Raw genomic sequence first — 23,980 nt, forward strand, 5'->3', positions numbered from 1 at the left:
CTAATTAAAAATCAAAGTCGAAATGGCAGAAAAAATCAAAGTCGCCAACCCGGTCGTTGAACTGGATGGAGATGAGATGACGCGGATCATCTGGAAATTCATTAAAGATAAACTGATCCTTCCTTACCTGGATGTTGATATCAAATACTTTGACCTTGGCATGGAACATCGTGATGCTACCAATGACCAGGTGACCATTGATGCTGCTAATGCTATCAAGGAAGTAGGTGTTGGTATCAAATGCGCTACCATCACTCCCGATGAAGAGCGTGTGAAGGAATTCAAGCTGAAACAGATGTGGAAGTCTCCAAACGGAACTATCCGTAACATCCTCGACGGTACCGTATTCCGTGAGCCAATCGTAACCAAGAACGTACCACGCCTGGTGCCTAACTGGACTGCTCCTATCTGCATTGGCCGTCACGCTTTCGGCGACCAGTACCGCGCTACTGACTTCGTAACTAAAGGTAAAGGTAAACTGACCATCAAGTTCGAAGGCGAGAATGGTGAAGTGATCGAGCACGAAGTATTCAACTTCAAAGGCGACGGCGTTGCCCTGGCTATGTACAACACTGACGAGTCTATCAAAGGATTTGCACGTGCTTGTTTCAACCAGGCGCTGATCAAAAAATGGCCACTGTACCTGAGCACCAAGAACACCATCCTGAAAAAATACGATGGCCGTTTCAAAGACATTTTCGAAGAGATCTACCAGAACGAATTCAAGGCTGAATTCCAGAAAAATGGCCTGACCTATGAGCACCGCCTGATCGATGACATGGTGGCGAGCGCACTGAAATGGAATGGTAACTTCGTATGGGCCTGTAAGAACTACGATGGCGACGTTCAGTCTGATACCGTTGCTCAGGGCTTCGGTTCACTGGGTCTGATGACTTCTACCCTGGTAACTCCTGATGGTACTGTAATGGAAGCAGAAGCCGCACATGGTACTGTAACCCGTCACTATCGCGACCACCAGGCTGGTAAACCAACTTCTACCAACCCTATCGCGTCTATCTTCGCATGGACCCGTGGTCTGGAATTCCGTGGCCGCCTGGACAACAACCAGGAGCTGATCAACTTCTGTCATGCACTGGAAGCTGTTTGCGTTGAAACAGTAGAAAGCGGCAAAATGACGAAAGATCTGGCTGTTTGTATACACGGTAACAAAGTTGAGCACGGAAAGCATTATCTTTACACTGAAGAATTCCTCCAGGAACTGGATAACGCGCTGAAAGCGAAACTGACAAAGTAAGTTCACGTACGTAATACTGATATAAACACAAGGTCCCTGCAAATGCAGGGACCTTGTTATTTTGGAATGATCTGATAATACGTCAGGTAAAATTTGTAATGGAAGGGTTAAATGAATGGCGCTTCATTAACTACATGCCCATTATCTTTCGCAGCACCTTGTCTTCTCCATAGATATCCTCATGAAATACGAGACTTCCCTCCCTTCCTTCTGCTGAAAAATACCGGAGATAAATAGGGATGGCATGCTGGATATCGATCTGCTTTTTATTCCCGTTCGCCAGCCACATACGCATGCTATCGCGGGGGTGCCGGGTATCATCTTTCGTGAGGTACATGGCCAGGCTATCCCACTGCTGCACTCTTACGCAGCCGTGACTTAAAGCCCTGTAGGCATTGGAGAAAAGGCCCCTGTTGTTCGTATCGTGGAGGTATACCGAGTACTTGTTCATAAAGTTGAACTTCATGATACCCAGTGAGTTTTCCAAACCGTCCATCTGGCGGAGTACATAGGGGAAGTAGTTCTTACTCATGCGCCCCCAGTTCACGCTGTCTGGATTGACGGCATTTCCATCCCTGTCAATGATCTCCAGGCTCTTTTTTGCGAGGTAGGCCCTGTCTTTTTTAATAGCGGGCAACATTTCCTTTATGGTGATGCTGAAAGGCACGCGCCAGTAGGGATACATGATGAAATTGGTCATGCGGGAATTGAGCAGCGGCGTACGTGTACGTGGCGCACCCACAATGATCTTCGAGGTAAGTACTACCGATCCGCTATCCCACAGTTCCATTCTGTAAGCGGGGACATTTACCAGGATAAAGCGCTGGGGAAGGGTATCAGGCAGTTTACGCCAGCGGTCCATATTTACGGCCACCTGCGCACGCCAGTCGCGGAAGGTTTTATTCAGCGCCTGGACAGTTTTTTTACCTGCCTGGCCATCTTCATACATATTAAATTCTTTCTGAAAAGCGCGGATGCCCCTTTTCAGAAGCACGGTATCAGTGCTATGCCCACCGGATGTATCGAGGTGACCGCTTTGCACCAGGCGGTTGATCAGCTGTTGACGGTAGGCAAATGTATCAGTATATGAAGTGGGCAGAGAATCCCATTTCATGTCGCAGTATTTTCCCTTAAAATTGATCCAGGCTGATTTCAACTGCTGGTATCCCTGGTGCTGCGGCTCCTGCAAACGTAAGGTGGCGCCGACAATATGCTGGTGTAAAGCGGCGGTGAGATAATTGGCCAGCAAGGTGTCGGAATAAATTGAATCCCGGCGCAGGGTAATACTATCTCGTGGGGCAATTCCAAAACGCAGGTGGGTGGCCATCTTCATAAAAGCGTCTGTCATCAGCACGTCGATCTGTGCCCAGAGCGCAGCATCTTTCCTGGCGGCATCGTCTTCTTTCAGGCGCTTCATAGCCTGTGTCAGTGCCACATTGTGATAGCTGGCAGGATTCAGCCCTGATTCATCAGCGTGAGACACGTAATAGAACAGGGAATCGGCCCCGGGATCGAGCGCACCATCGGAAGACCATACGGGATTGTTGCCGGTTTGCTGGTAAAAATAAGTCAGTGCCCCGCTACGCAGCGCTGGTACACTATCCTCCATGACATCTTCATTGTCCACTATATATTCAAGACGTTCTGCTATATTCTCCGGAATGACCTCACTTAGCTGCCGTACATCCTTTACTATTTCTTTTTCCCGGAGCACCCGCTTTCTGTGGCAGGCAAACAATGAAAACAATACAAATACAATAGTTAAATTGTCCCTTAGAAACCTATACTTCATTGGCGATAACAATGGGGTAAAGATAGGCAATTGCTATATACAAATTTTGGAAAATATATCGTTTGCCGTTAATGGGGGAACGAACATTAAAAAAGGTGTACCGGGATACGATACACCCTTTTCAGGCCTTCTTACGAAAACCTCCGGAAGAACAACAATTTACTAATAGATTGGAATAGTTATTTACAACAATTCTTCTTCACAAACAGTGACTGGATGAACCGAAGTACTGTTATCAAAGCATTCTTCATTTTCTTTTTGTTGAAATATTAAAAATATTGTGCCCGAACCGTAATGTAAAGGTATTAAATACATTGCGAGTCATGTCACCAAATAATTGTGTACGGGAAGAAAAATCCAGCCGGAATAACAAACACGCGTATTACTTACACTTACAGCGTTCAGTAATTGATGAGTATTGTGTACAGATAAGTGCAGTATGCTGCACAGGGGAATATGTTCACCGTCCGGCAGACAGTGATGGTTCATTGCAGTAAAATGGGTAACAGTCAATGCAGGCACAGGTGGCATCATCACCGGTATGAGATGTAAAATCCACTGACGACAGCTTACCCGCACGGCAGTCTGCGTTCACCGTGAACCCACCGGTGAGCGTGACATACAGGAAAGCTAGTAATATGGTTACAAATCTCTTCATGTTACGGATGCAAATTTAGCAATACTGCCAGATTTACTTACATCCCTGCGCTTTCTTCAATTTTATCGGCCAGACCCAGTAATAATGACATGCTGGCTGCTTTAGTAGCTTCGGCCCTGACGTGGCCGTCCATGTCATGTTCAAAAACGACATCCTGCCCATTTACATTCACGAGAAAACGGGGAGAGTGACCATTCAAAGGTTTCACCATGTACCTGTCTTTGTTAATAACTACTGTAAACGCCTTCATGTTAAAATGCTTTATACAAACTTAAACAAAGAGCACGCCAGAAGGTTGCAGTCTGATAACGGCTGCGACCTACTGACAGTAGTAAAACGGTTTACTTAATAAAGGCTTAATGTCTTGATTTAAAGAAGTTTACGGTCTCAGCTACACGTATTTCAGGTACTTGTTAACGATTTGTTAGTTAATGAACCACCAGCGGATCCCCAGTCTGAACTGGAAATTATTGTATGGATAGGCTGGTCCGGCGAAGTTATTTGTTGCAAAAAATGTATTCAGGTTTTCACCCCTGATGAAAGCAGACAATGACTTGATCCTGAAGTGTACAAATGCCGCCAGGTCGGGCGCATAGTACTTCACCCGTTGTGTAGTCTGATACACAAATTGACCTGTTACCGGCGAGTAATCGTCTGCATAATAGGAAGTATTATATTTTGCTTCAATACCGGTCATCAGGTTCAGGTTGTTAAACAACTTGTTTTCATATGCCAGCCGGTGGCGGGTCCAGATGGTAGGCACATTTATCCTGCCATCGCCATGTACCTGCTGAAATGCGATGTCCATGTACCAGTTGTAGTGTTTGTACCTGAAATGCTTGCTTAATGTAACCTGTAACAGGTTGAACAGCGCCGGCGCCTGTGTACTGGTATAGTAATTTTCGAAGTAGGTATAGTTCTCGATCAGGAAATAATTCACTGCCAGGTTGTACTTCAGCTTCCTGTTATCGGCAGAGAACTGCAACTGCGTAATATTCTCCTTTCCGAGCGTGCTGTTATACCAGCTGTCATATGTACTGCTGAAATATTTGTATACATAGGAGGGCTCGCGGTTGGTATTACTGAAGAAGAGATGCACATTACCCAGTGTTTCATTGAGGTAACGGCTCAACATACCGGTCACGTTGTAGTCGCCGGAATTCTGCCCGGCGAGATACAATTCACCTTTGGCAGAGAGGTCCCATTTCTGGTTGCGTGTCTTATTCCGGTATTCACCATGTATTACAACGTTGTTGAAGTTCACGCCGGCATCCAGGAAAGTGCCCCTGATATTCTCATACCTGGCTCCCGCACTGATAAAATGCGCCTGGTTGCCACGCACCGGGAATTGTATGAGAGAGATATCGTTGGAGATGGTGCGCCATTCGTGCTGCGCCCGGACGGTATCTCCATTGAACCCCCATTTGTAGCGGTTTGTATAGTAAAAAGTATCCGGCTGGCCATCCAGGTAGGAGGCACTGTTGTTGTCTACCTTAAAACTATATTGTACACGGAAGAAAGGATCAAATTTATAATAATCCGTAGTATCGTTTACGTGAATGGTATCTCCTTTACCCCAGTCGTACTGCTGCACCAACAGGATGCCGGACTGCCTCTGAGATGTTTTCACCGGCAGTGTGGTACTGAACAGGCCTGTGGTAGTAGCTGAATAGTTCCCCAGGTTCACGTCAATGGTCTTGCGGTTATTATAACGGGGGTTATCCAGTATGGTGTCGCCCGCCCGCAGACCGCCATTCTCACCATTGTTAAACTTGTTATAAAAATAGCTGAGGTATGCATTGTACCGTTTGTTCCTGCTGTTGAAACGGCCGGTAATGCGGTATACGTCGTGGTTAGTGGATTGTGATCTGAAATAGCCCGGAGCGTAGATCTTATTGTATTCAAAACCGAAGTTGAAATGGTCTGTGCGGTTTTGTGTATGCAATACGCCGATCTGTTGTTCCTGCTGGCTGCCAACCATATACAGCAATTCGGAGTAAGGACGGTTGGTAGTATAAATACGGGCATTTTCATGCGTAAATGCGTAAGGATCAAAGATATGGAAGCCCGCATCAAAACCCGGTTTCATAAATGGCGTAAACATCACGTTACGGGCAGGCGCGCCATTATTCCCCAGGAATACATAGCTGCCAGGGATGCGCAGGAATGTGCTGTTAAAATCAGCAATAGAGGAATCCAGCCTGAAGTCGGTAGGTTCTCCAAGTCTGCGGTAAGTGATGGTAAGCGTATCCAGGTCATGCTTGTGGCTGCCGGTGTCTTTTTGCATGGAGGAAGAGCCACCGCCGCCCATATTCCCGAAACGCTGGCCTATCTGTGCCTGCAGTTGCTGTGCGCATACCAGCAAACAACATATTAAAATAAATGACCTCATCCTTTGATATATTTCCTGCTTCGTTCTTCTTTTGACTTAGATTACCCTGATCAGTTCCCTGAAAATAAGCGTTAATTTCGGTTCAGCCGCGTTGGCAGCTTCCAGCACCTCTTCGTGCGTGATCACATTTTCCTCTTCCCTGATGCCAATATCAGTAATAACACTCATTGCGAATACTTTTAATCCGCTGTGAGCAGCCACTATCACCTCTGGCACGGTGCTCATGCCCACGGCATCTCCACCGATGATGTGCATATACATATATTCCGCCCTCGTTTCGAAGGTCGGCCCCTGTACGCCCACATACACTCCTGTATGTACAGGAATATTACTGGCCTGAGCAATTTCCTTTGCTTTCGTAATCAGCGCTTTCGAATAGGGTTCACTCATATCCGGGAAACGGGGGCCCAGCGTATTGTTATTGGGACCGCGCAGCGGATGTTCGGGTTGCAGGTTAATATGGTCCCGGATGATCATCAGGTCGCCCACATTAAATGCCTTGTTCATACCACCGGCTGCATTGGAAATCAGCAGGGTATGTACGCCAAGCGCCTTCATCACCCTTACAGGGAAAGTTACCTGCTGCATAGACAGCCCCTCATAATAGTGAAATCTGCCTGCCATAGCTATTACAGGACGGCCGTTCATTTTCCCCAGTATCAGGCGGCCCTTATGGCCTTCTACAGAAGAAGAGGGGAAATGGGGGATATTTTCGTAGGGGATTTCCGTACTGTCGGTAATATCGCCGGCCAGATTACCTAAGCCGCTGCCCAATATAATGCCCACTTCCGGGGTCCCGGACCATGATTTTTTGATGTAGTCCGCAGCAGCAGCTATTTGTTGCAAGAGATCACTCATTATATAATGTCTTTAAAACAGGTTGCCGCAAAGTTATTTTTAATTCACAAAACACTACGGTTTTATATTTAAATCATAATGACCTATTTTAGCGGCAAATTTTTCTCAGATGAACTTACATGAATACCAGGCTAAAGAACTGTTGAAGAAATATAATGTACCGGTACAGGAAGGGATTCCGGTAGATACCCCTGAAGCGGCGGCAGAAGCTTATAAGCAATTAAAAGTGCAATATGGTAATGAGTTTGCTGTGGTAAAGGCGCAGATCCATGCCGGTGGACGTGGTAAAGGTACCATCCGTGGTAAAGAGCAGAGAGGTGTAGCAGTAGGTAAAAATGCCGAAGATGTAAAAACCATTGCCGGTAACATCCTTGGCGGTGTACTGGTAACCATCCAGACCGGTGAGGCCGGAAAATTAGTAAACAAGGTGCTGGTAGCACAGGACGTGTACTACCCTGGCCCTAACCCCATAAAAGAATTATACCTGTCCATCCTGCTGGACCGTGCAAAAGGTCAGAACGTAATCATGTACTCTACAGAGGGTGGTATGGATATCGAAGAAGTAGCCCACAAAACTCCTGAGAAGATCTTCAAAGAGTTAGTACAGCCGAACACTACCCTGCAGCCATTCCAGGCCAGGAAAATAGCGTTCAACTTCGGCCTGAGTGGTGAGGCTTTCAAAAACATGGTGAAATTCGTGACCAACCTGTATAATGCATACGTAGGTCTGGATGCAGCTATGCTGGAAATCAACCCATTATTCAAAACCAGCGACGACAAGATCATCGCTGTTGACTGTAAACTGAACCTGGACGACAACGCACTGATGCGTCATCCGGACCTGGAAGCGCTCCGCGACATTTCCGAAGAAGATCCAACCGAAGTAGAAGCAGGTAAATACAACCTGAACTATGTAAAACTGGATGGTAACGTAGGTTGTATGGTGAACGGCGCCGGTCTGGCAATGGCTACCATGGATATGATCAAACTGAGTGGTGGTGAGCCGGCCAACTTCCTGGACGTAGGTGGTACCGCCAACGCGCAGACAGTGGAAGCAGGTTTCCGCATCATCCTGAAAGATCCTAAAGTAAAAGCGATCCTGATCAATATCTTCGGTGGTATTGTTCGTTGCGACCGTGTTGCACAGGGTGTTATCGACGCTTACAAATCCATCGGCAACATTACTGTTCCGATCATTGTACGTCTGCAGGGTACCAATGCAGAAGAAGCAAAGAAACTGATCGAAGAAAGCGGCCTGACCGTACAATCAGCTATCCTGCTCAGCGAAGCTGCTGCACTGGTGAACAAAGCGGTTACCGCTTAATAAGTTTAAGTAGTGATTGACTAAAAAATAAGAAAAAAGAATCCCCGGACAGTAGTCCAGGGATTCTTTTTTATACCTGTACCCAGCCCCTCTCCTCCTTTGTATTTTTCCATCACATTTTTCCCGCCTTTGATCACTTAATTAGTTCAGGGCCAGCAAAAATTCGTACCTTCATTATCCATCCTTACTGTATACCTGCGTCCTGTGGGTGTCTTTTTATTCTATATATCAAATTGTACAATTATCATGAAGCGCTTCCGCGACTTTTTCCTGTTCTGCTCAGGGGTACATGTGCCTATGCTGAGACGGGCACCATCAGAAACCAATAAATACGGCGGCATTGGCGCTACTATCTTCTTCACCGGGTTGCTGGCAGCATTTTCCGGCGGGTATGCCCTGTGGTCGGTATTCAGTTCTCCCTGGGGAGCTGCCGTATTCGGGATCATCTGGGGCCTGATGATCTTTAACCTGGACCGTTACATCGTGTCTGGCATGAAGAAACGCAACAATTTCTGGAGCGAGTTCGGTATGGCCGTACCAAGGCTTGTGCTGGCGGTATTGATTGCCATTGTCATCTCCAAACCACTGGAACTGAAAGTGTTCGAGAAGGAGATCAACCAGGAACTGATCGTCATGGAACAACAGGTGTTCAAAACACAGGAAGACAAAGTAAAAGACCGCTTCCAGCAGCGTATCGGTGTGTTAAACGCAGAGATCGCACAATTGAATGCGGACATCCAGCTCCAGGCGACCAAACTCGACACCCTGCAGATCATCGCCCAGCAGGAAGCTGACGGAACAGGCGGATCGCGCAGGCAGAACCTGGGCCCTATCTACAAAGCGAAAAAAGCGGATGCTGATACCGCGGCGGCAATGTTAAAGCGGATCACAGATCAGAATGGCGCCCTCATCGCACAAAAGAGGCAGGAGCTACAGTCAATTGATTCCACCCAGAAAGCGACGGTAGGTGGACTGAACCGCACCAGCATCGACGGCCTCGCATCCCGGCTGGACGCATTGGGTCACCTGACAGATCGTAGTGTACCTGTACGGTGGGCGAACTGGTTCATTATGCTGCTGTTCATTACCATCGAAACAGCGCCGGTATTTGTGAAACTCATCTCTCCCCGCGGACCATATGATGATCTGCTGGAAGCCCATGAGCATGCCTATATCATCTTCCGGAAGGAAACAATAGAAAAGAGGGAACGGGAGCATAATAAGCGCATGATGATCGGGCAACCGGCTGTTAATTCGTAAGCAGCCAATTAAAAGGGCCTTTCTGGTCAGGCCGCCACTAATTCCACTTCATAGACGGGGCTAAACAGATACATTCTTTTCGTCGCTACCTCTTCACAGCGGTAACGCTTACGTATACGTTCTCCCCGGCGGAAGACACGGCCGTCTTTGGTACGGAACAACTGATTGGGCGCCAGTTGTTCTACCAGGAAATGGTTTTCCTTTTGCCTGTCATAGCGTTTCAGCACACGCATAAGATCATCATCCGCACAGGAACTGGCTGCCGGGTTCTGAATACTCTGCCGTAAAGCCATTTCCACATCCGGTGGAAGATAACCTTTGCCTACGAACTGCTTCAGGATGCTGGAAAAATGCTGCTTCCACTCCTTCCCATGCGAGGCTACCGTATTGGTATACTGCATGTAGGTGGTGAGGTGTGATATTTCGTGCAGCAACGTGATCAGAAAAGCGTACTTGTTAAGATTTCCATTGATGCTGATCCGGTGCCCTCCCCTGCGGTCGGGATGCCGGTAGTCACCCAGGATGCTTTGCCGTTCGCGGGTCACCGTCAGGTGTACCTTATATTCTGTGAGGTAGGCCATTACCTGCTCGAAGGTTCCTTCGGGCAGGTATGCAGCTAATGCATTTAAAGGAGCCTCCTGCTTCACGAATCTTTAATTTTTCTTTCTGGTAATTTTTTGCAGACTTACGTTCTCACATACCGCGTAGACGATATAGAAAAACATCAATATAAAAATAGTGATTCTGCTGGTATTTGCCCTGTTTGCTACAGCATATATAGTAATGCCGGCCAGGCATAACATCATTCTGCTGATCATGGAGCCATATACCCTTAGCATAAAGATGCTGTTATTGTCGGATTGTACCCCTTTGCGGCTCATGTTGTAGGTGATGCCGGAGATTGTAGCTAAAGCCAGGTTGCCGAAGAGCAGCACATTATGATGCGCTCCATTGTCCAACAACCAGGCTTTTAATGATAATAAAGCAACGTTCAAAATAATGAAAACGCCAATAACTCTAAAGTAAAACCTGTCACTCATTCCTGCTGGTATCTTTGATAATTTGGCGCAAAATTAAGACTAAAGCTAATAAAGACAAAATGATCAGAAAGAAGGGGAACGACCATCCCGTCCGCTGGTCTATTTTATAACCAGCAAATACCGCTACGCCTAATGTGGCCATCATCTGGAAAGCCAGCCCGGTGTACTTTAAAAGTAACCTGTTATCAGGCTTCTTCCGTGGCTTCTTCTGTGAAGACGGGTCTTCCATTCTTTTCTTTCAGGTTTGCGTTAGCAGCTGCCACCTCTTCGGGTTCCATGTAGCAACGACCATTGAATTTCGCGGTTGGCTCCATTTCAAAATGGGCTGTGTACAGATCTCCTTTTACCAGTGCATTACCTTTCAGGAAAAGCAGATCTTCAACTTTGATAATACCAGTTACTTTGCCCAGAATGTCAGCACTCTGACATACCAGGTCACCGATAATCTCCCCTTCAGGACCTACTACAATTTTAGCTTTTGTTGATACCAGGCCATTCACCTGTCCGTCAATGCGAATGTCGCCTTCGCACACGATGTCTCCCTGGATGGAGGTTCCACTGCCAATAATGTTCACGTTGGAAGTAGGCATTACTGATTTGCTCTCGCTTCTGGCATTACGATTGTTGTTGCTAAACATAGGATTCTAGGTTTTTCAGCTTTTAGTGTGATGTAAGATAGTATTATTTATTAACATATTACTACATATTGACAATCACTTCTTTTAAGAAGTTATCCACATTATCCCCCCTTAACGGTGATTCGGACCCTTTGCGTATCTGCTGACAGTATATTTTTTCAGTCTCAAATAATGTTGTGCCCCCTTATCAACCCTTAATAAGTGCTGTTATCTACTTTAGGAACTTTAATGGTGGTGGTATCCAGTTTACTGGTAGAAAAATCTCCGTTAATGACCTGTTTAATGTTCTCCAGGTATTTATCGCGTGCATTGATGGCAGACTCCAGGGAATCCGTGCGCATTTTCAGACGAATGAACTCCCTCCGCTGCTTCAGGTCGCCATAGCCGGGAATGTAATACCGCAATGGCGTAAATACCACAGTAGCAACGGTGATCGTTACCAACAGCACAAACAAAGTGCTCAAAGCAATATATACACTCATACGGGATAATTTGAACGAGGTTACCTCTTCGTAGGTATTGTCATTCATAATCACCAGGCGATACCTGTTCCCTATCCGCCCCACATTTCTGCCTTTTCTATCACGCTTATTAGCCATAGCCGCTATAAAACTTGAATAATTTTTCTGATTATCAACCGGCTAAAGTTAAACATTTATATTATTTCGTATTTAAAAAATTAGGATAGCTCCATTTTTATTCCGGCTGACCACTTTCATGCCCTCAAAAAAATTATCCTATCTTTAAAAATAATTTCCTGACATATAAGTTATATAGGTAAGCCTATACACCCTGGCATCCATGAATTATTACAGATCAGTTCGCATATATCTACCATATACCTGTTTAGTAAGTTTGTTTTTGTGCTGTATGAATGTTAACAGGGTCTACGCCCAGCGAAGGGATACCACGGTTACTAATCAGTCCAAGAGCAACAGTAGCAGGATGCCTCCACGCACCATGCAAAAACCGCTTGTACCGAAAGTACCACAACCACGTGTGGAAGACCGGCGCCCACCCTCAGAATTACTGGCAGAAAAAAAATGGACCATTAAACGGAAACTGGTGCAGAACATGCTGGCCAGGTACAACTATTTATACAATGCCCGGAAGAAACTCCGCCTCATTACCCATAATGTGAGCCGTCAGGGGCAGGACAACTATAATTATCTGCTGCCTTTCTATCCTTACAGTCTTCAGAACCTGGGCCTCAGCACCGGCGACCTGGACACCGTTATCGAAAAGGCGTCTATCAATATACAGATCCGCGATCCGCGCAGCAAATGGATTGACGACAGTTACCTCGTGATCGGTCAGGCCTACTTCTACCAGGGTGAATGGGACAAGGCCAACCGTACATTCCAGTTCATCAATACCAAATTTGCTCCCAAAAAGAAAGACGAGTATAAGACGGTGATAGGTTCCAGTGAAAAAGACCAGCTCAGCATCGCTTCCCGTGAGAAAAGAAAGCCGCCTTTCGGCTATTTCAAGCACACGTATGCCCGTAACGATGCTTTTGTATGGCAGGCCAAAACCTTACTGGAAATGAAAGAGTTCGATCAGGCCCGCTCCCTGATGAACATTGTCGAACACGATCCCTATTTCCCTAAAAGGCTGACGGGCGAACTGGCCGAGGTAAGAGCCTACGCCCTGTACAAACAGGAACGTTTTTCAGAAGTGATCGTACCCTTGCAGATAGCTGTTAAAAGCAAGGGGAACCGCGATGAACGGGCGCGCATGTACTATATACTGGGACAACTGTATACCAACTATAGCCACCCGGACTCCGCCGTAATGATGTTCCATAAAGTGATCAAACAGAAGCCGGACCCGATGATGGACTTCCAGGCCCGTATGCAGATCGCAAAACTGGATGCTACCAGGGAAGGCGGTTCCTTCGATGAAAGCCTGGCCCGCTTGAAAAGAATGGCCCGCAGGGAGAAATACATTGAGTTCCGCGACGCCATTTATTATAATATGGCCAACATCGTGCTGCCTAAAGATCCAGACCTGGCCCTGGAATACCTGCGCCAGTCGCTCAAGGTGGAAAGCTCCAATACCATGCAGAGAGCCTTGTCATTCAAGGCAATAGCTGATATTTATTATGGGCAACGCCAGTATCGCCTGGCCCGGAACTTCTATGATAGTACCGCGACTGTCATGCCGCCGGAATTCACAGATTCTGCTATTGTTAACAAGCGTAAACGCGTGCTCAACGATGTCGTTATCCGCGTGGAGGCCATCCAGAAGGAAGACAGCTTACAACGGATTGCCGCTATGCCGGAATCTGACAGGAAGATCTTCCTGGAAAAAATGGCCGCTACCCTGCGTAAGGAAGCAGAAGAAAAAGCAAAAAAGCAGAAGGAAGATGCCGACAACGGCGTTGATCCACAGGCTATGGCCAACAACAATCCGCTGATCAACAATATGAACAACAGCCCCGCCACTCCTAAGAAGGAAGACCAGGGTGAATGGTATTTCTATAACACCGCCAGCAAATCGTCCGGGTTCTCTGAATTTAAGAAACGTTGGGGGAACAGGCCGCTGGCCGATAACTGGCGCAGAAGCCAGTCCGGAGCAGCCGCTGCTAACCAGCCTTTACAGCCGGAAGATGATAATAAAAACACTGCCGGCGCCGCAGAAGCCACCAAGGCCCCATCAGACAGCGCTACAGCAAATGCACTGGCCGCAGGACTGCCACTGACGCCGGATGATCTCCTGAAATCCAACGTGATCATCGAAGATGCCTATTACGACCTGGGTAAACTCTATAACGATCAGCTGGACAATACGGAGCTGGCCATCGAGACTTACGATACCCTGCTCAACAGGTATCCACAACACCCACATAAGACAGAAGTGGTTTACTCCCTGTATATCTGGCATACTAAACTGGGACATACCGCGCAGGCGGCCAAATACAAGCAAAATGTAATGACCCAGTTCGGCAACTCTAAATTTGCCAGCATTATTAAATATGGCTCCCTGCAGGACATTAACGAGGAAAAGAAAAAGGAGATCTCCACTGCTTATGACTCAGTGTATGTAAATTATAACAGGGGGAACCTCGAAGGTGCAATGGCATTGAAGAAAGCAGCCGATTCCACCTTTGGGCTCAACTTCATGCAGCCAAAATTCGACCTCCTGGAAGCCATGATCATCATGAAAATGGATACCTGTGAATTTGGACGTCAGGCTGTTATGAATGTCATCGACAAATACAAACAGGATGACGCCGTACAGGAAAAAGCCAAATCACTGCTGGAAGCGCTGGATAACCGTGCGGCCCTGGTGGTATACCTCTCCAGGCTGGAAATCGAGAAGAGCAAAGATAACAATGTGGTAGACGAGAATATTTCCATCCGATATCCATGGCAGAACCCGGAGCCGAAATTCGAACCCAAACTCGATTCTGTGACCATCAAAACCGCGGTAGCCGACTCTATCAAACTGGCAGCAAATGCCGGTCTGAAGGTGGCGCCACTGCCCGCGCCGCTGAAACCTGTTACCATTTATAAACTGAATGCTGCAAACCCGCATTTTGTGGTACTCTCCTTCCAGCGTGTCTCAAAGGCCATTATGGATGAAGCACTGACACAATTTACCAAGTACAATGCGGCCAAACATCCGGGCGAAGGTATACAGGTAGCCAACTTTGTGCTGACACCGCAGGATGTGATGCTCATTTTCAGGCTTTTCCCGAACGAGGATAAGGCGCTGGACTATTTTGACGAGATCAGGATCGATGCTGAGAAGATAATTCCACGTATCCGTCCGTCAGACTATTCCATGTTCATCATTTCAAGGGATAACTTTATCCAGATGAACAGCACCAAGGACATCAACGGGTATAAAAAATTCTTTGACGACAACTACGTTACTCAGTAACAAACAGTAAGATAGAAAAACATACTAATTCGTTGGGGTACATCAATCAGTCTTTTAACAATATTTGAGGGACATCAACCCGTTTTTTTTAATAGTTTTGCCCGCTGTTATAAGCACGGCGTAATAAGGCCCGTAAATTGCTATATCTTGAGTAAAAGCCATGAGAGCGATCCCGGCCACGCAAATCAAACATTTAAAGCAAGTATGAAAAAATCGGTTAAAATATTGTGGATCACAGTGTTATCGATAACTGGGTTTTTCCTGTTATTGATCCTCCTGGTGAATTTCCGCATTATTGGCAGCATGCCATCTATGGAGACCCTGGAAAATCCAAGGGCTGCCCTTGCATCTGAAGTAATTGCCGAAGATGGTACCATCCTGGGTAAATATTATCAGGTGGACAGGTCGAGCTCTGATTACAACGAAATTTCCAAAAATGTGATCAATGCCCTGATCGCCACAGAAGACGTCAGGTTTTATGAGCATTCAGGCATAGACCCCTATGCAACGATCGCCATCCCCTTCTACCTGGCTGTCGGCAAGAAAAGGGGTTCCAGCACCATCACGCAACAGCTGGCATTGAACCTGCAGGCTGACAATACCGGTACACAGCGTGCCTCCAATATAATAAAAAGGGGCTTCCAGAAAATGCAGGAATGGCTGATAGCCGTAAGACTGGAGCGTAACTTTACCAAACAGGAGATCATTACTCTTTATCTCAATACAGTGCCTTTCGGCGATAATGTATACGGTATCGAAAACGGCGCCCGGACCTTCTTCAGTAAAGATGCAGGCCACCTGTCCATTGAAGAAGCAGCTACCCTGATTGCCATGCTGAAGGGTACGAATCTGTATAATCCCCGCCGTAACCCAAAAGCTGCACTGGACCGCCGTAATACGGTGATAGAGCTGATGCAGAAGAACGACTTCATTACTGAAGCGGAGGCCAATGCAGCTAAAAGCAAGCCTATCGTACTGCGTTACAATAAGATAGATCACAATAAAGGACTGGCGCCTTACTTCAGGGAAGTATTGCGCGACGAGCTGAAAGACTGGTGTAAAAACCATAAAAAAGCCGATGGTTCTGAATATAATCTCTACCGCGATGGTTTGAAGATCTATACTACCATCAACCCTCGTATGCAGCTGTATGCAGAGGAAGCAGTAGCGCATCACCTGAAAGATCTGCAGAAAGTATTTACGGCACAGGCCAATATCAAATCCGGCAGTGTGTGGAAGAACTGGCAGTCATACGTTGACCGTTATATGAAGGAATCTGATCGTTACAAGGCTATGAAAGACGAAGACGCCACCGACGAACAGATCAAAAAAGCCTTCAATACGCCGGTGAAAATGAAGGTGTTTGCCTGGAAAAGCTTTACAGAACCTGAGCTGAATGAACTGGATACCATCATGACACCGATAGACTCCATCAAATATATGAGAGCTATCTTACAGGCCGGCTTTATGGCAATGGATCCTGAAAGCGGTGAAGTGAAGGCGTGGGTAGGTGGTCCGGATTTCCGCTATTTCAAGAACGACCACGTATCCAAAACCCGCAGGCAGGTAGGTTCTACATTTAAACCATTCCTGTATTGCTTTGCCATCATGAATGGTATGTCGCCCAACACAATGTTGCCAAACGAACCGATATCATTCCCTAAATATAACTGGACGCTGAGCCGCAACTCAGAAGGTAGCGTAGGTGGTAGTATCTCCATGGCAGGGGCACTGGCTAAATCCCTCAACCTGGTGTCTGCTTACCTGATCAAACAATTAGGTCCGCAGGCAGTAGCCGACTTTGCGAAAAACAAGATCGGTTTCAGTGCTGATATTCCGCCCTATCCATCCATCTGTCTGGGTACACCGGAAATCTCGCTGTACGAAATGTTGCAGGCCTACACCATGTTCCCGGCCCGTGGTATTATTACAAAACCCATCTACATCACACGTATAGAAGACAGGAACGGCAATATCCTGCAGACAACGGCTCCTGAAAAACGTGAGGTGATCAGTGAGAATGAATCCTACACTATGGTGAAAATGATGCAGGGTGTAACTGGTCCTGGTGGTACATCCGCGCGTCTGCGTTTCCGTTATGGCATCCAAAGTGAAGTAGCAGGTAAGACCGGTACTACCAACGACAATACAGATGGCTGGTTCCTGGGCTTTACTCCTCAGCTGCTGGCAGGCGCCTGGGTAGGTTGTGAAAACAACTTCCTGCACTTCAGCACTACCACCAACGGTCAGGGTGCAAATACCGGTCTCCCGATCTGGGCTTATTTCTTCCAGAAATTATATGCAGATAAAACGCTGAAAATAGATGATAAGGCAACCTTTGCCATCCCTCAATCTATCAACAGTGAATTCTATCAGAATTTCGAAGAGAACTATAAACCACCTGCAGAAGCTGATGATCAGGGTAACGGAGATGCAAGTGATTATATCATGGATGTAAACGAGGCAGAAGCTGAAGCAGATAAGGCTGCAAGAGAAAGAGAAAAGGAAAAGCAGAAGGAAAATAAGGATAAACCTGCTGCTCCTACCACACCTAAAGCAGCCTATCCCGCACAACCCACCAAACCACAGTAAGTAAGTACACACAGACAATAAAAAAGGCGTCCGGTTTAAAGCCGGACGCCTTTTCATTTATATCCATGTTGATAGCGCTCTATTTCTTTTCTTCCTCTTTTTTCTCCTCTCCTACATAATGCAGTTCAGGGTATTTCATTGCATTAGTGATCAGCTGAACGGCCAGTTTTAGGATCAGCGCTTCCTCTTTCGCTTTCAGTTTCTCAACATCATCTGTAGGCTTGTGATAATCGTCATGCGGACCGGTATGCAGGAAGATCACCGGTACCTGGTGCATAAAGAAGTTGTGATGATCTGAAGCGCCTTTGCCCGATCCGTCTGTAAAATAGTGGATGCCCGGTTCCTGCGCATCTTTGAATACTACGGGCCATTCCTGCGCAGTCGCATAACCGCCTATACCGATACCCCGTTCTTCATTGTACCTTCCTATCATATCCATATTCAGCATGAAATGTACATTGGTTAGCGGAATGGTGGGATTGGCCGTAAAATACTTTGATCCCTGCAGGCCCATCTCTTCTCCTCCAAAAGAAATGAACAGGAAGTTAAACGGCTCTTTCTGCCCGTTCCCTGTAAAGTAGCGCATCAGTTCCAGCAGCCCTGCCACACCAGATGCATTGTCGTCAGCGCCATTGTGAATTTGCCCCACGGGGTATTTCCCGTCATATAATGCGGCAGTACCCAGGTGATCGTAGTGAGCGCCGATAATGATCGTTTTGGCAGCACCGTTGTCCAGGAAACCGATCACATTTCTGCTGTGCAGGTTTTTGTGCTCTTTTCTGTCGAAAGTAAAGTCCTGAAAATAGCTGCCGCCATTGCCGGGCGTCAATCCGGCCTGCTTAAATTGTTTGGCTACATAGTTGCTGGCTTTAAGGCCCCCCTTTTCATTAGTGCCCCGGCCTTTCAATTTGTTGGAGGCCAGATAGCCCACCGTCTTTTGTATCCGGCTGGCAGATGGTTGGTAATCCTGTGCGTAAGAAGAAGAATGAACAGTTGCGGCTATTGCCAGAAACAATAGATATTTCATAAGGTCAGATTAAATGCATGAATCCTGAAAATACAGAAGGCTTCCATTGTGGGAAGCCTTCTGCTAATATACTATGTTAAAAAGATCGGATACTATTGCTTTTTACGTTGCTGAATGTCCTGCTGACGCTTCTGCATATCTGCCTGGCGTTTCTGCATATCTTCCAGCTTCTCCTGCCATTTTGATTTGCTGGCCGGTTTCTTTTTATTCTCCTGGATTTGTGCGTGGATCTTATCATGATTCACGAAGAACTTCTGGATCGCCCACTGCAGACCGATACTGATCACGTTAGACAGGAAGTAATAGAAGGTCAGCGCTGATGCCAGGCGGTTGAAGATCCCCAACAGCATGACAGGGAATACATACGGCATATATTTCATTACCGGATTGCTCTGATCTGCCATACCACGGTTATTGAACGCCAGCATCAGGCTCGTAGCGGTCATCAGCAGCGTGAACAAGCTCACGTGATTACCGTAGAATGGAATAGTGAACGGCAGGTCCAGGATGGAATCGTAGGCAGAAAGGTCTTTCGCCCACAGGAAGCTTTCCTGTCTCAGCTCGATAGAAGAAGGGAAGAAGCTGTACATCGCCACCAGGATAGGCAGCTGCATCAGTGCTGGTAAACAACCACCCAATGGGTTTACACCGGCGCTCTTGAATAACTTCATCTGCTCCATACCGAATGTCTGCTGATCATCAGCATATTTTGCCTTCAGCTCATCAATTTCCGGTTTGAGCACTTTCATTTTAGCCTGAGATACGTAGCTCTGGTAAGTGAAAGGCGCTATCAGCAGGCGGATGAACAGGGTAAGCAGAATGATAATGATACCGTAGTTACCGATAAATCCGCTCAGGAAGTTAAACACAGGGATGATCACCCATTTGTTCACATACTTAACGAAAGCGAAGATACCGGAGCCCAGTGGAATGATGCTTTCCAGACCGATATCGAAAGATTTCAGGGTCTTATAGTGGTTAGGACCGTAGTAAATCTCTATCGGGAAAGTAAAATCATGTGCACGGTTGTATGGAAGTTCGATGCTTGCGAATGTCTGTCCTACGATATTACCGCTTTCAGGCACTTTTGTGTTCACTTCCGCGCCGGCAAAACGGGCATCATTTCTGGCTATAAAGGTCGTGTTGAAGAACTGCTGTTTCACACTGAACCATTCCAGCTTGGAATCCAACTTCTGGTGGCTGGTACGTTCGAGGGTGAAATAGTCATGTTTGCCGTCTGTATTCCGGTAATGTACCTGGTTGTTCAGACGCTCGTTCTGCATGTCTTTTTCCTGCTTGTCATTCTGGGAATCCCATTGCAGGGTTAGGGTTTTCTGACCGGCAGGCAGCACATTTTCCAGGCCGATAGCACGGATATCGAAATCCATGGCATAACCATCCTGTTTCAAAGTATATACATACTCCAGGTACTGGCCGGGGTTGGAGGTAGACAGGCGGTAGGTAATGGCCTGGCTGCCATCTGCCAGCTGTTGTACATTACCACCGGTAAAGTACAGGTCTGAAGTATTTAATAAAGTATTGTTATTGGCAGGAACCTGCAGGGAAATACGATTGAAAGAGCCGTTTACGAGCAATAAAGGTTTACCCTGGAAGTCCTTGAATTGTTTCAGCTGTACCTGTGAAGGCTGTCCACCATGGTTGGAGAAGGTGATTTTCAGCACTTTATTCTCCAGTACGGCAGCCTGCTGAGTGCCATTGGCAGCACCTGCGAAGGTACCATATGTGCCGGCAAGTTTGCTGGAATCGGGTACACCCCCGGTCGTGTAGGTGGCGGTATCAACAGGTTTGGGCTTGTTAAGATTAGCTATGGAATCCTGGCGGTCCTTCTCTCTTTTTGCGGCAACCTGTTGTTTCTGGTTAAAGAAAATGTAACCAACAAACAACACTCCCAGTAGTACAAAGCCAATGACTGAGTTTCTGTCCATGAAATTCAATTAAAATTTAGGCAGCAAAGGTAAGTAAAAGCAACAAGCTTTCAGTTGTAATCAACAAAGTTAATACCTCGCTGTTACCACTGAAAGCCTGTTACTTATAAATATTCATTATTGGTGAGCAATCTTTTCTTCAGCAACTTTTGCCTTATTGGTCTTGTCTTCTGCATACTGTTTCGCGGCAGCAATGAAGTGTACGAACAGGGGTGCAGGAGCCTCCACAGTGCTTTTCAGTTCAGGATGGAACTGGCAGCCTACAAAGAATGGATGGTCAGGTAATTCCACCATTTCTACCAGCCCGCTTTCCGGGTTGCGGCCGGAAGGGATCATGCCCGCCTTTTCAAAATCGGCCAGGTACTGGCCATTGAATTCATAGCGGTGACGGTGGCGCTCGCTGATGGTAGTACTACCGTAAATGGCGGCAGCCCTTGAACCTGGCGTTAATTCACAGGTATAGGCGCCGAGACGCATGGTACCACCTTTAACAGTGATCTTTTTCTGCTCTTCCATGAGACCGATCACCGCATGAGGTGTATCAGGGTTCATTTCTGTAGAGTGGGCATCTTTCCAGCCTATTACGTTACGGGCATATTCCACAACGCTCATCTGCATACCCAGGCAGATGCCGAAGAATGGCAGGTTGTTCTCACGGGCATATTGTATAGCTACGATCTTTCCTTCAATACCACGATGACCAAAGCCGGGAGCTACCAGCAGACCATCCAGGTTGCGCAGTTTTTCTGCCACGTTCTCCTGGGTAAGGAATTCAGAATGAATGTTTTGTACTACCACTTTACACTCATTCATAGCACCTGCATGTATGAATGACTCCAGGATGGATTTATAAGCATCCTGCAGCTCCACATACTTCCCGATCAGACCGATGGTCACCTTTGACTTCGGATATTTCAGTTTATCCAGGAAAGCGCGCCATTTGGTCATATCTGGTTCTCTTTCAATAGGGATGTGCAGTTTCTTCATACAGATCACATCCAGTTTCTCACGCAGCATTTCCAGCGGCACTTCATAGATGGTGCTCATATCTGTAGCCTCGATCACCGCATCTACCGTCACATTACAGAACAGTGCAATTTTCTTTTTCAGATCATTGTACATGGGCTCTTCCGTACGGCAAACGATCACGTCAGGATGTACGCCGTTCTCACTCATCATCTTTACGGAGTGCTGTGTAGGCTTGGTTTTCAACTCTTTAGCCGCACGCAGGTAAGGTATCAGGGTCAGGTGTACTACCAGGCAATCCTGTTCATCCAGTTCCCATTGCAACTGGCGAACCGCCTCTATATAAGGCAGGGACTCGATGTCGCCCACAGTACCACCCAGCTCGGTGATGACGATATCATATTTACCGTCTTTACCCAGCAGCAGGATCCTGCGTTTGATCTCATCAGTAATGTGAGGTACTACCTGTACGGTTTTACCCAGGTAGGCGCCTTCACGCTCCTTGTTAATAACAGTCTGATAAATACGGCCGGTGGTCACGTTATTCGCCTGGGAGGTAGGCGTATTCAGAAAACGTTCGTAGTGGCCAAGGTCAAGGTCAGTTTCAGCGCCATCTTCGGTTACATAGCACTCACCGTGTTCGTAAGGGTTTAATGTTCCCGGATCCACATTGATATACGGATCAAATTTCTGAATAGTCACTCTAAAGCCACGAGCCTGCAATAATTTCGCCAGCGAAGCAGCTATAATTCCTTTACCCAACGAGGAAGTCACACCTCCCGTAACGAAGATATATTTTGCCATAAAATCTAAAAATTCTGTAGAATATACTTGACCTAAAGAGAAGCGCCGGACGACTTTTGGTGTAACCAGTCAAGTAAAAATAACTTCCGAAGGTCATGCAAAGTTAAGACAAATTTAAAGTGCTCCAAAAGGGATTTTCATATTTAGTTGTGATCGCACGTGTAACAAATTCATAATAAGTCGTTTCCAGCGAAAATTAAGCTTTATAATTTTATATCTCACGAAATCGCCCGGTGGCATTGCATTTCTTGCGTCTGTCAGGAAACTTCTTGCTAATTTTGCGCCGTAACAAATCAGCATATGACATTAACGCCCAAGCGTGCGCAGGACTCCATGATCCAGATGACGGAACTGGTTTTGCCCAACGATACCAACACTTTCGGCAACCTGATGGGGGGCCGCCTCATGTACTGGATGGACATAGCCGCGGCGCTCGCCACTATGAAACATTGCAGTGCTCCGGTGGTAACTGCTTCTGTAGATAACATCTCTTTTGAAACCCCCATCAAACTGGGTAACGTAGTACATATTGAAGCGAAAGTGAGCAGAGCATTTTCCACTTCTATGGAAGTGCACCTGCGGGTATGGGGAGAAGACCCGGTACAGCAGTACCGTTATAAGTCCAACGAGGCCTTTATGACTTTCGTAGCCCTGGATCCAAACGGAAAATCCAGGCTGGTACCCCAGATCATCCCTGATACTGAAGAAGAAAAGCAATTATATGAAGGCGCGATGCGCAGACGTCAGCTCCGTCTGATCCTGAGCGGGAAAATGAAACCCCAGGACGCAGAGGAACTGAAAGCCTTGTTCATTTAAAATTATCAGCATCTCCCCGGATCATCTGTGTTTCGGGGAGCGTGCTTCCCCTCTCAGCTTTCCCCCTCCCACTCCTGGTAAAATTTCTCCAGGAAGGTTTCCATAAAAGCATGTCTTTCCATGGCCATCTGGCGACCTGTAGCTGTATTCATCCTGTCTTTCAGCAACAACAGTTTCTCGTAAAAGTGATTGATGGTTGGGGCTGTGCTGTTCTTATACTGTTCCTTTGTCATATAAAGGTCAGGCACAATGGCCGGATCGTATAAAGCCCGGTTCTTAAATCCGCCGTAATTAAATGCACGCGCCACACCAATGGCGCCGATAGCATCCAGCCTGTCAGCATCCTGCACAACGGCCAGTTCGGGAGAATAAAAAGTACCGGCGTTATGACCACCCTTGAAAGAAATGTGCAGGATGATGTTCACCACATGCTGTATGATTGCTTCAGGCACACCTGCAGATTCGAGGTAGGCGCGGGCTTTCTGCGGACCAATATTCTCATCCCCGTTATGGAACTTGGAATCGGCAATATCGTGCAGCAGGGCACTGAGCTCGACTACCAACAGATCTACCTGCTCGCCGGCGGCGATCTTTCTGGCCAGTTTCCATACCCGGTAAATATGCCACCAGTCATGGCCGCCTTCAGCGCCCGCCAGCTCTTTTTTTACAAATTGCTCTGTCTGATCGATCAGTTGTTGCGTATCCGCAGTGTATTGGCTCATAG

The 23,980-nt window shown here is 46.9% G+C and carries 20 protein-coding genes; 6 read left to right on the forward strand and 14 right to left on the reverse strand.

All coding sequences use genetic code 11. From position 1 onward, the window contains the following. Positions 1-22: 22 nt before the first annotated feature. A complete protein-coding gene (locus tag MYF79_RS28900) occupies positions 23-1,255 on the forward strand; it encodes an NADP-dependent isocitrate dehydrogenase (protein WP_247811332.1) in 1,233 nt (410 codons plus the stop codon). 130 nt (positions 1,256-1,385) lie between these two features. On the opposite strand, the gene MYF79_RS28905 is transcribed toward MYF79_RS28900, so the two are convergent. From MYF79_RS28905 to MYF79_RS28925, 5 genes are all read right to left on the reverse strand, one after another. Further along, a complete protein-coding gene (locus tag MYF79_RS28905) occupies positions 1,386-3,047 on the reverse strand; it encodes a murein L,D-transpeptidase (protein ID WP_247811333.1) in 1,662 nt (553 codons plus the stop codon). A 460-nt stretch (positions 3,048-3,507) separates the two neighbouring features. After that, entirely contained in the window at positions 3,508-3,705 is a 198-nt protein-coding gene (locus tag MYF79_RS28910) for a hypothetical protein (protein WP_247811334.1), read from the reverse strand. A 37-nt stretch (positions 3,706-3,742) separates the two neighbouring features. Further along, a complete protein-coding gene (locus MYF79_RS28915) occupies positions 3,743-3,955 on the reverse strand; it encodes a hypothetical protein (RefSeq protein ID WP_199652882.1) in 213 nt (70 codons plus the stop codon). Positions 3,956-4,129: 174 nt separating this feature from the next. Beyond that, positions 4,130-6,097, reverse strand: a complete 1,968-nt coding sequence (locus MYF79_RS28920) for a putative porin (protein ID WP_247811335.1) — start codon at positions 6,095-6,097, stop codon at positions 4,130-4,132. Between the two features lie 36 nt (positions 6,098-6,133). Next, entirely contained in the window at positions 6,134-6,955 is an 822-nt protein-coding gene (locus MYF79_RS28925; RefSeq protein ID WP_247811336.1) for a purine-nucleoside phosphorylase, read from the reverse strand. Between the two features lie 109 nt (positions 6,956-7,064). Between MYF79_RS28925 and sucC the strand changes: the two genes are divergently transcribed. Further along, positions 7,065-8,279, forward strand: a complete 1,215-nt coding sequence (sucC, locus tag MYF79_RS28930; RefSeq protein ID WP_247811337.1) for an ADP-forming succinate--CoA ligase subunit beta — start codon at positions 7,065-7,067, stop codon at positions 8,277-8,279. A gap of 246 nt (positions 8,280-8,525) precedes the next feature. Beyond that, positions 8,526-9,539 carry a DUF4407 domain-containing protein gene (locus MYF79_RS28935; RefSeq protein ID WP_247811338.1) on the forward strand — a complete coding sequence of 338 codons (1,014 nt, stop codon included), beginning with the start codon at positions 8,526-8,528 and terminating at the stop codon, positions 9,537-9,539. Positions 9,540-9,565: 26 nt separating this feature from the next. Here MYF79_RS28935 and MYF79_RS28940 read toward each other — a convergent pair whose 3' ends face one another. From MYF79_RS28940 to MYF79_RS28955, 5 genes are all read right to left on the reverse strand, one after another. Then, positions 9,566-10,186: a SprT-like domain-containing protein gene (locus tag MYF79_RS28940; protein WP_247811339.1), complete on the reverse strand. Its 621-nt coding sequence runs from the start codon at positions 10,184-10,186 to the stop codon at positions 9,566-9,568. Positions 10,187-10,192: 6 nt separating this feature from the next. Continuing rightward, entirely contained in the window at positions 10,193-10,579 is a 387-nt protein-coding gene (locus tag MYF79_RS28945; RefSeq protein WP_247811340.1) for a hypothetical protein, read from the reverse strand. Then, a complete protein-coding gene (locus tag MYF79_RS32555; protein WP_410688331.1) occupies positions 10,572-10,808 on the reverse strand; it encodes an AtpZ/AtpI family protein in 237 nt (78 codons plus the stop codon). The genes MYF79_RS28945 and MYF79_RS32555 overlap by 8 nt, the downstream gene beginning before the upstream one ends. Then, positions 10,765-11,217, reverse strand: coding sequence for a polymer-forming cytoskeletal protein (locus tag MYF79_RS28950; RefSeq protein WP_247811341.1), 453 nt, complete (start codon positions 11,215-11,217; stop codon positions 10,765-10,767). The genes MYF79_RS32555 and MYF79_RS28950 overlap by 44 nt, the downstream gene beginning before the upstream one ends. Before the next feature lie 194 nt (positions 11,218-11,411). Next, entirely contained in the window at positions 11,412-11,816 is a 405-nt protein-coding gene (locus MYF79_RS28955; protein ID WP_149693187.1) for a hypothetical protein, read from the reverse strand. A gap of 271 nt (positions 11,817-12,087) precedes the next feature. Here MYF79_RS28955 and MYF79_RS28960 point away from each other — a divergent pair, with 271 nt between their 5' ends. Both MYF79_RS28960 and MYF79_RS28965 read left to right on the forward strand, forming a co-directional pair. Further along, positions 12,088-15,105, forward strand: coding sequence for a tetratricopeptide repeat protein (locus MYF79_RS28960; protein ID WP_247811342.1), 3,018 nt, complete (start codon positions 12,088-12,090; stop codon positions 15,103-15,105). Between the two features lie 204 nt (positions 15,106-15,309). Beyond that, positions 15,310-17,697, forward strand: coding sequence for a transglycosylase domain-containing protein (locus MYF79_RS28965; protein WP_247811343.1), 2,388 nt, complete (start codon positions 15,310-15,312; stop codon positions 17,695-17,697). Positions 17,698-17,776: 79 nt separating this feature from the next. Here the strand turns inward: MYF79_RS28965 and MYF79_RS28970 are convergent, their stop codons facing one another. The 3 genes from MYF79_RS28970 to MYF79_RS28980 form a co-directional block, all read right to left on the reverse strand. Further along, positions 17,777-18,724 (reverse strand): M20/M25/M40 family metallo-hydrolase, encoded by a 948-nt coding sequence (locus MYF79_RS28970; protein ID WP_247811344.1) that lies wholly within the window; start codon positions 18,722-18,724, stop codon positions 17,777-17,779. 92 nt (positions 18,725-18,816) lie between these two features. After that, positions 18,817-20,670, reverse strand: coding sequence for a membrane protein insertase YidC (gene yidC, locus MYF79_RS28975; RefSeq protein ID WP_247811345.1), 1,854 nt, complete (start codon positions 20,668-20,670; stop codon positions 18,817-18,819). Between the two features lie 117 nt (positions 20,671-20,787). Beyond that, positions 20,788-22,440, reverse strand: a complete 1,653-nt coding sequence (locus MYF79_RS28980) for a CTP synthase (protein WP_247811346.1) — start codon at positions 22,438-22,440, stop codon at positions 20,788-20,790. A 300-nt stretch (positions 22,441-22,740) separates the two neighbouring features. On the opposite strand from MYF79_RS28980, the gene MYF79_RS28985 reads away from it, so the two are divergent. Next, complete coding sequence (locus MYF79_RS28985; protein WP_199652896.1) at positions 22,741-23,256, forward strand: acyl-CoA thioesterase; 516 nt, start codon at positions 22,741-22,743, stop codon at positions 23,254-23,256. A gap of 53 nt (positions 23,257-23,309) precedes the next feature. Here MYF79_RS28985 and MYF79_RS28990 read toward each other — a convergent pair whose 3' ends face one another. Beyond that, positions 23,310-23,978 carry an HD domain-containing protein gene (locus MYF79_RS28990; RefSeq protein ID WP_247811347.1) on the reverse strand — a complete coding sequence of 223 codons (669 nt, stop codon included), beginning with the start codon at positions 23,976-23,978 and terminating at the stop codon, positions 23,310-23,312. Between the last annotated feature and the right edge of the window lie 2 nt (positions 23,979-23,980).

The sequence above is a fragment of the Chitinophaga filiformis genome (assembly GCF_023100805.1).
GTDB lineage: Bacteria > Bacteroidota > Bacteroidia > Chitinophagales > Chitinophagaceae > Chitinophaga > Chitinophaga filiformis_B.

Coding starts and splice junctions, on each gene's coding strand:
- MYF79_RS28900 (WP_247811332.1), top strand. CDS start 23: ATGGCAGAAAAAATCAAAGTCGCCAACCCGGTCGTTGAACTGGATGGA.
- MYF79_RS28905 (WP_247811333.1), bottom strand. CDS start 3,047: ATGAAGTATAGGTTTCTAAGGGACAATTTAACTATTGTATTTGTATTG.
- MYF79_RS28910 (WP_247811334.1), bottom strand. CDS start 3,705: ATGAAGAGATTTGTAACCATATTACTAGCTTTCCTGTATGTCACGCTC.
- MYF79_RS28915 (WP_199652882.1), bottom strand. CDS start 3,955: ATGAAGGCGTTTACAGTAGTTATTAACAAAGACAGGTACATGGTGAAA.
- MYF79_RS28920 (WP_247811335.1), bottom strand. CDS start 6,097: ATGAGGTCATTTATTTTAATATGTTGTTTGCTGGTATGCGCACAGCAA.
- MYF79_RS28925 (WP_247811336.1), bottom strand. CDS start 6,955: ATGAGTGATCTCTTGCAACAAATAGCTGCTGCTGCGGACTACATCAAA.
- sucC (WP_247811337.1), top strand. CDS start 7,065: ATGAACTTACATGAATACCAGGCTAAAGAACTGTTGAAGAAATATAAT.
- MYF79_RS28935 (WP_247811338.1), top strand. CDS start 8,526: ATGAAGCGCTTCCGCGACTTTTTCCTGTTCTGCTCAGGGGTACATGTG.
- MYF79_RS28945 (WP_247811340.1), bottom strand. CDS start 10,579: ATGAGTGACAGGTTTTACTTTAGAGTTATTGGCGTTTTCATTATTTTG.
- MYF79_RS32555 (WP_410688331.1), bottom strand. CDS start 10,808: ATGGAAGACCCGTCTTCACAGAAGAAGCCACGGAAGAAGCCTGATAAC.
- MYF79_RS28950 (WP_247811341.1), bottom strand. CDS start 11,217: ATGTTTAGCAACAACAATCGTAATGCCAGAAGCGAGAGCAAATCAGTA.
- MYF79_RS28955 (WP_149693187.1), bottom strand. CDS start 11,816: ATGGCTAATAAGCGTGATAGAAAAGGCAGAAATGTGGGGCGGATAGGG.
- MYF79_RS28960 (WP_247811342.1), top strand. CDS start 12,088: ATGAATGTTAACAGGGTCTACGCCCAGCGAAGGGATACCACGGTTACT.
- MYF79_RS28965 (WP_247811343.1), top strand. CDS start 15,310: ATGAAAAAATCGGTTAAAATATTGTGGATCACAGTGTTATCGATAACT.
- MYF79_RS28970 (WP_247811344.1), bottom strand. CDS start 18,724: ATGAAATATCTATTGTTTCTGGCAATAGCCGCAACTGTTCATTCTTCT.
- yidC (WP_247811345.1), bottom strand. CDS start 20,670: ATGGACAGAAACTCAGTCATTGGCTTTGTACTACTGGGAGTGTTGTTT.
- MYF79_RS28980 (WP_247811346.1), bottom strand. CDS start 22,440: ATGGCAAAATATATCTTCGTTACGGGAGGTGTGACTTCCTCGTTGGGT.
- MYF79_RS28985 (WP_199652896.1), top strand. CDS start 22,741: ATGACATTAACGCCCAAGCGTGCGCAGGACTCCATGATCCAGATGACG.
- MYF79_RS28990 (WP_247811347.1), bottom strand. CDS start 23,978: ATGAGCCAATACACTGCGGATACGCAACAACTGATCGATCAGACAGAG.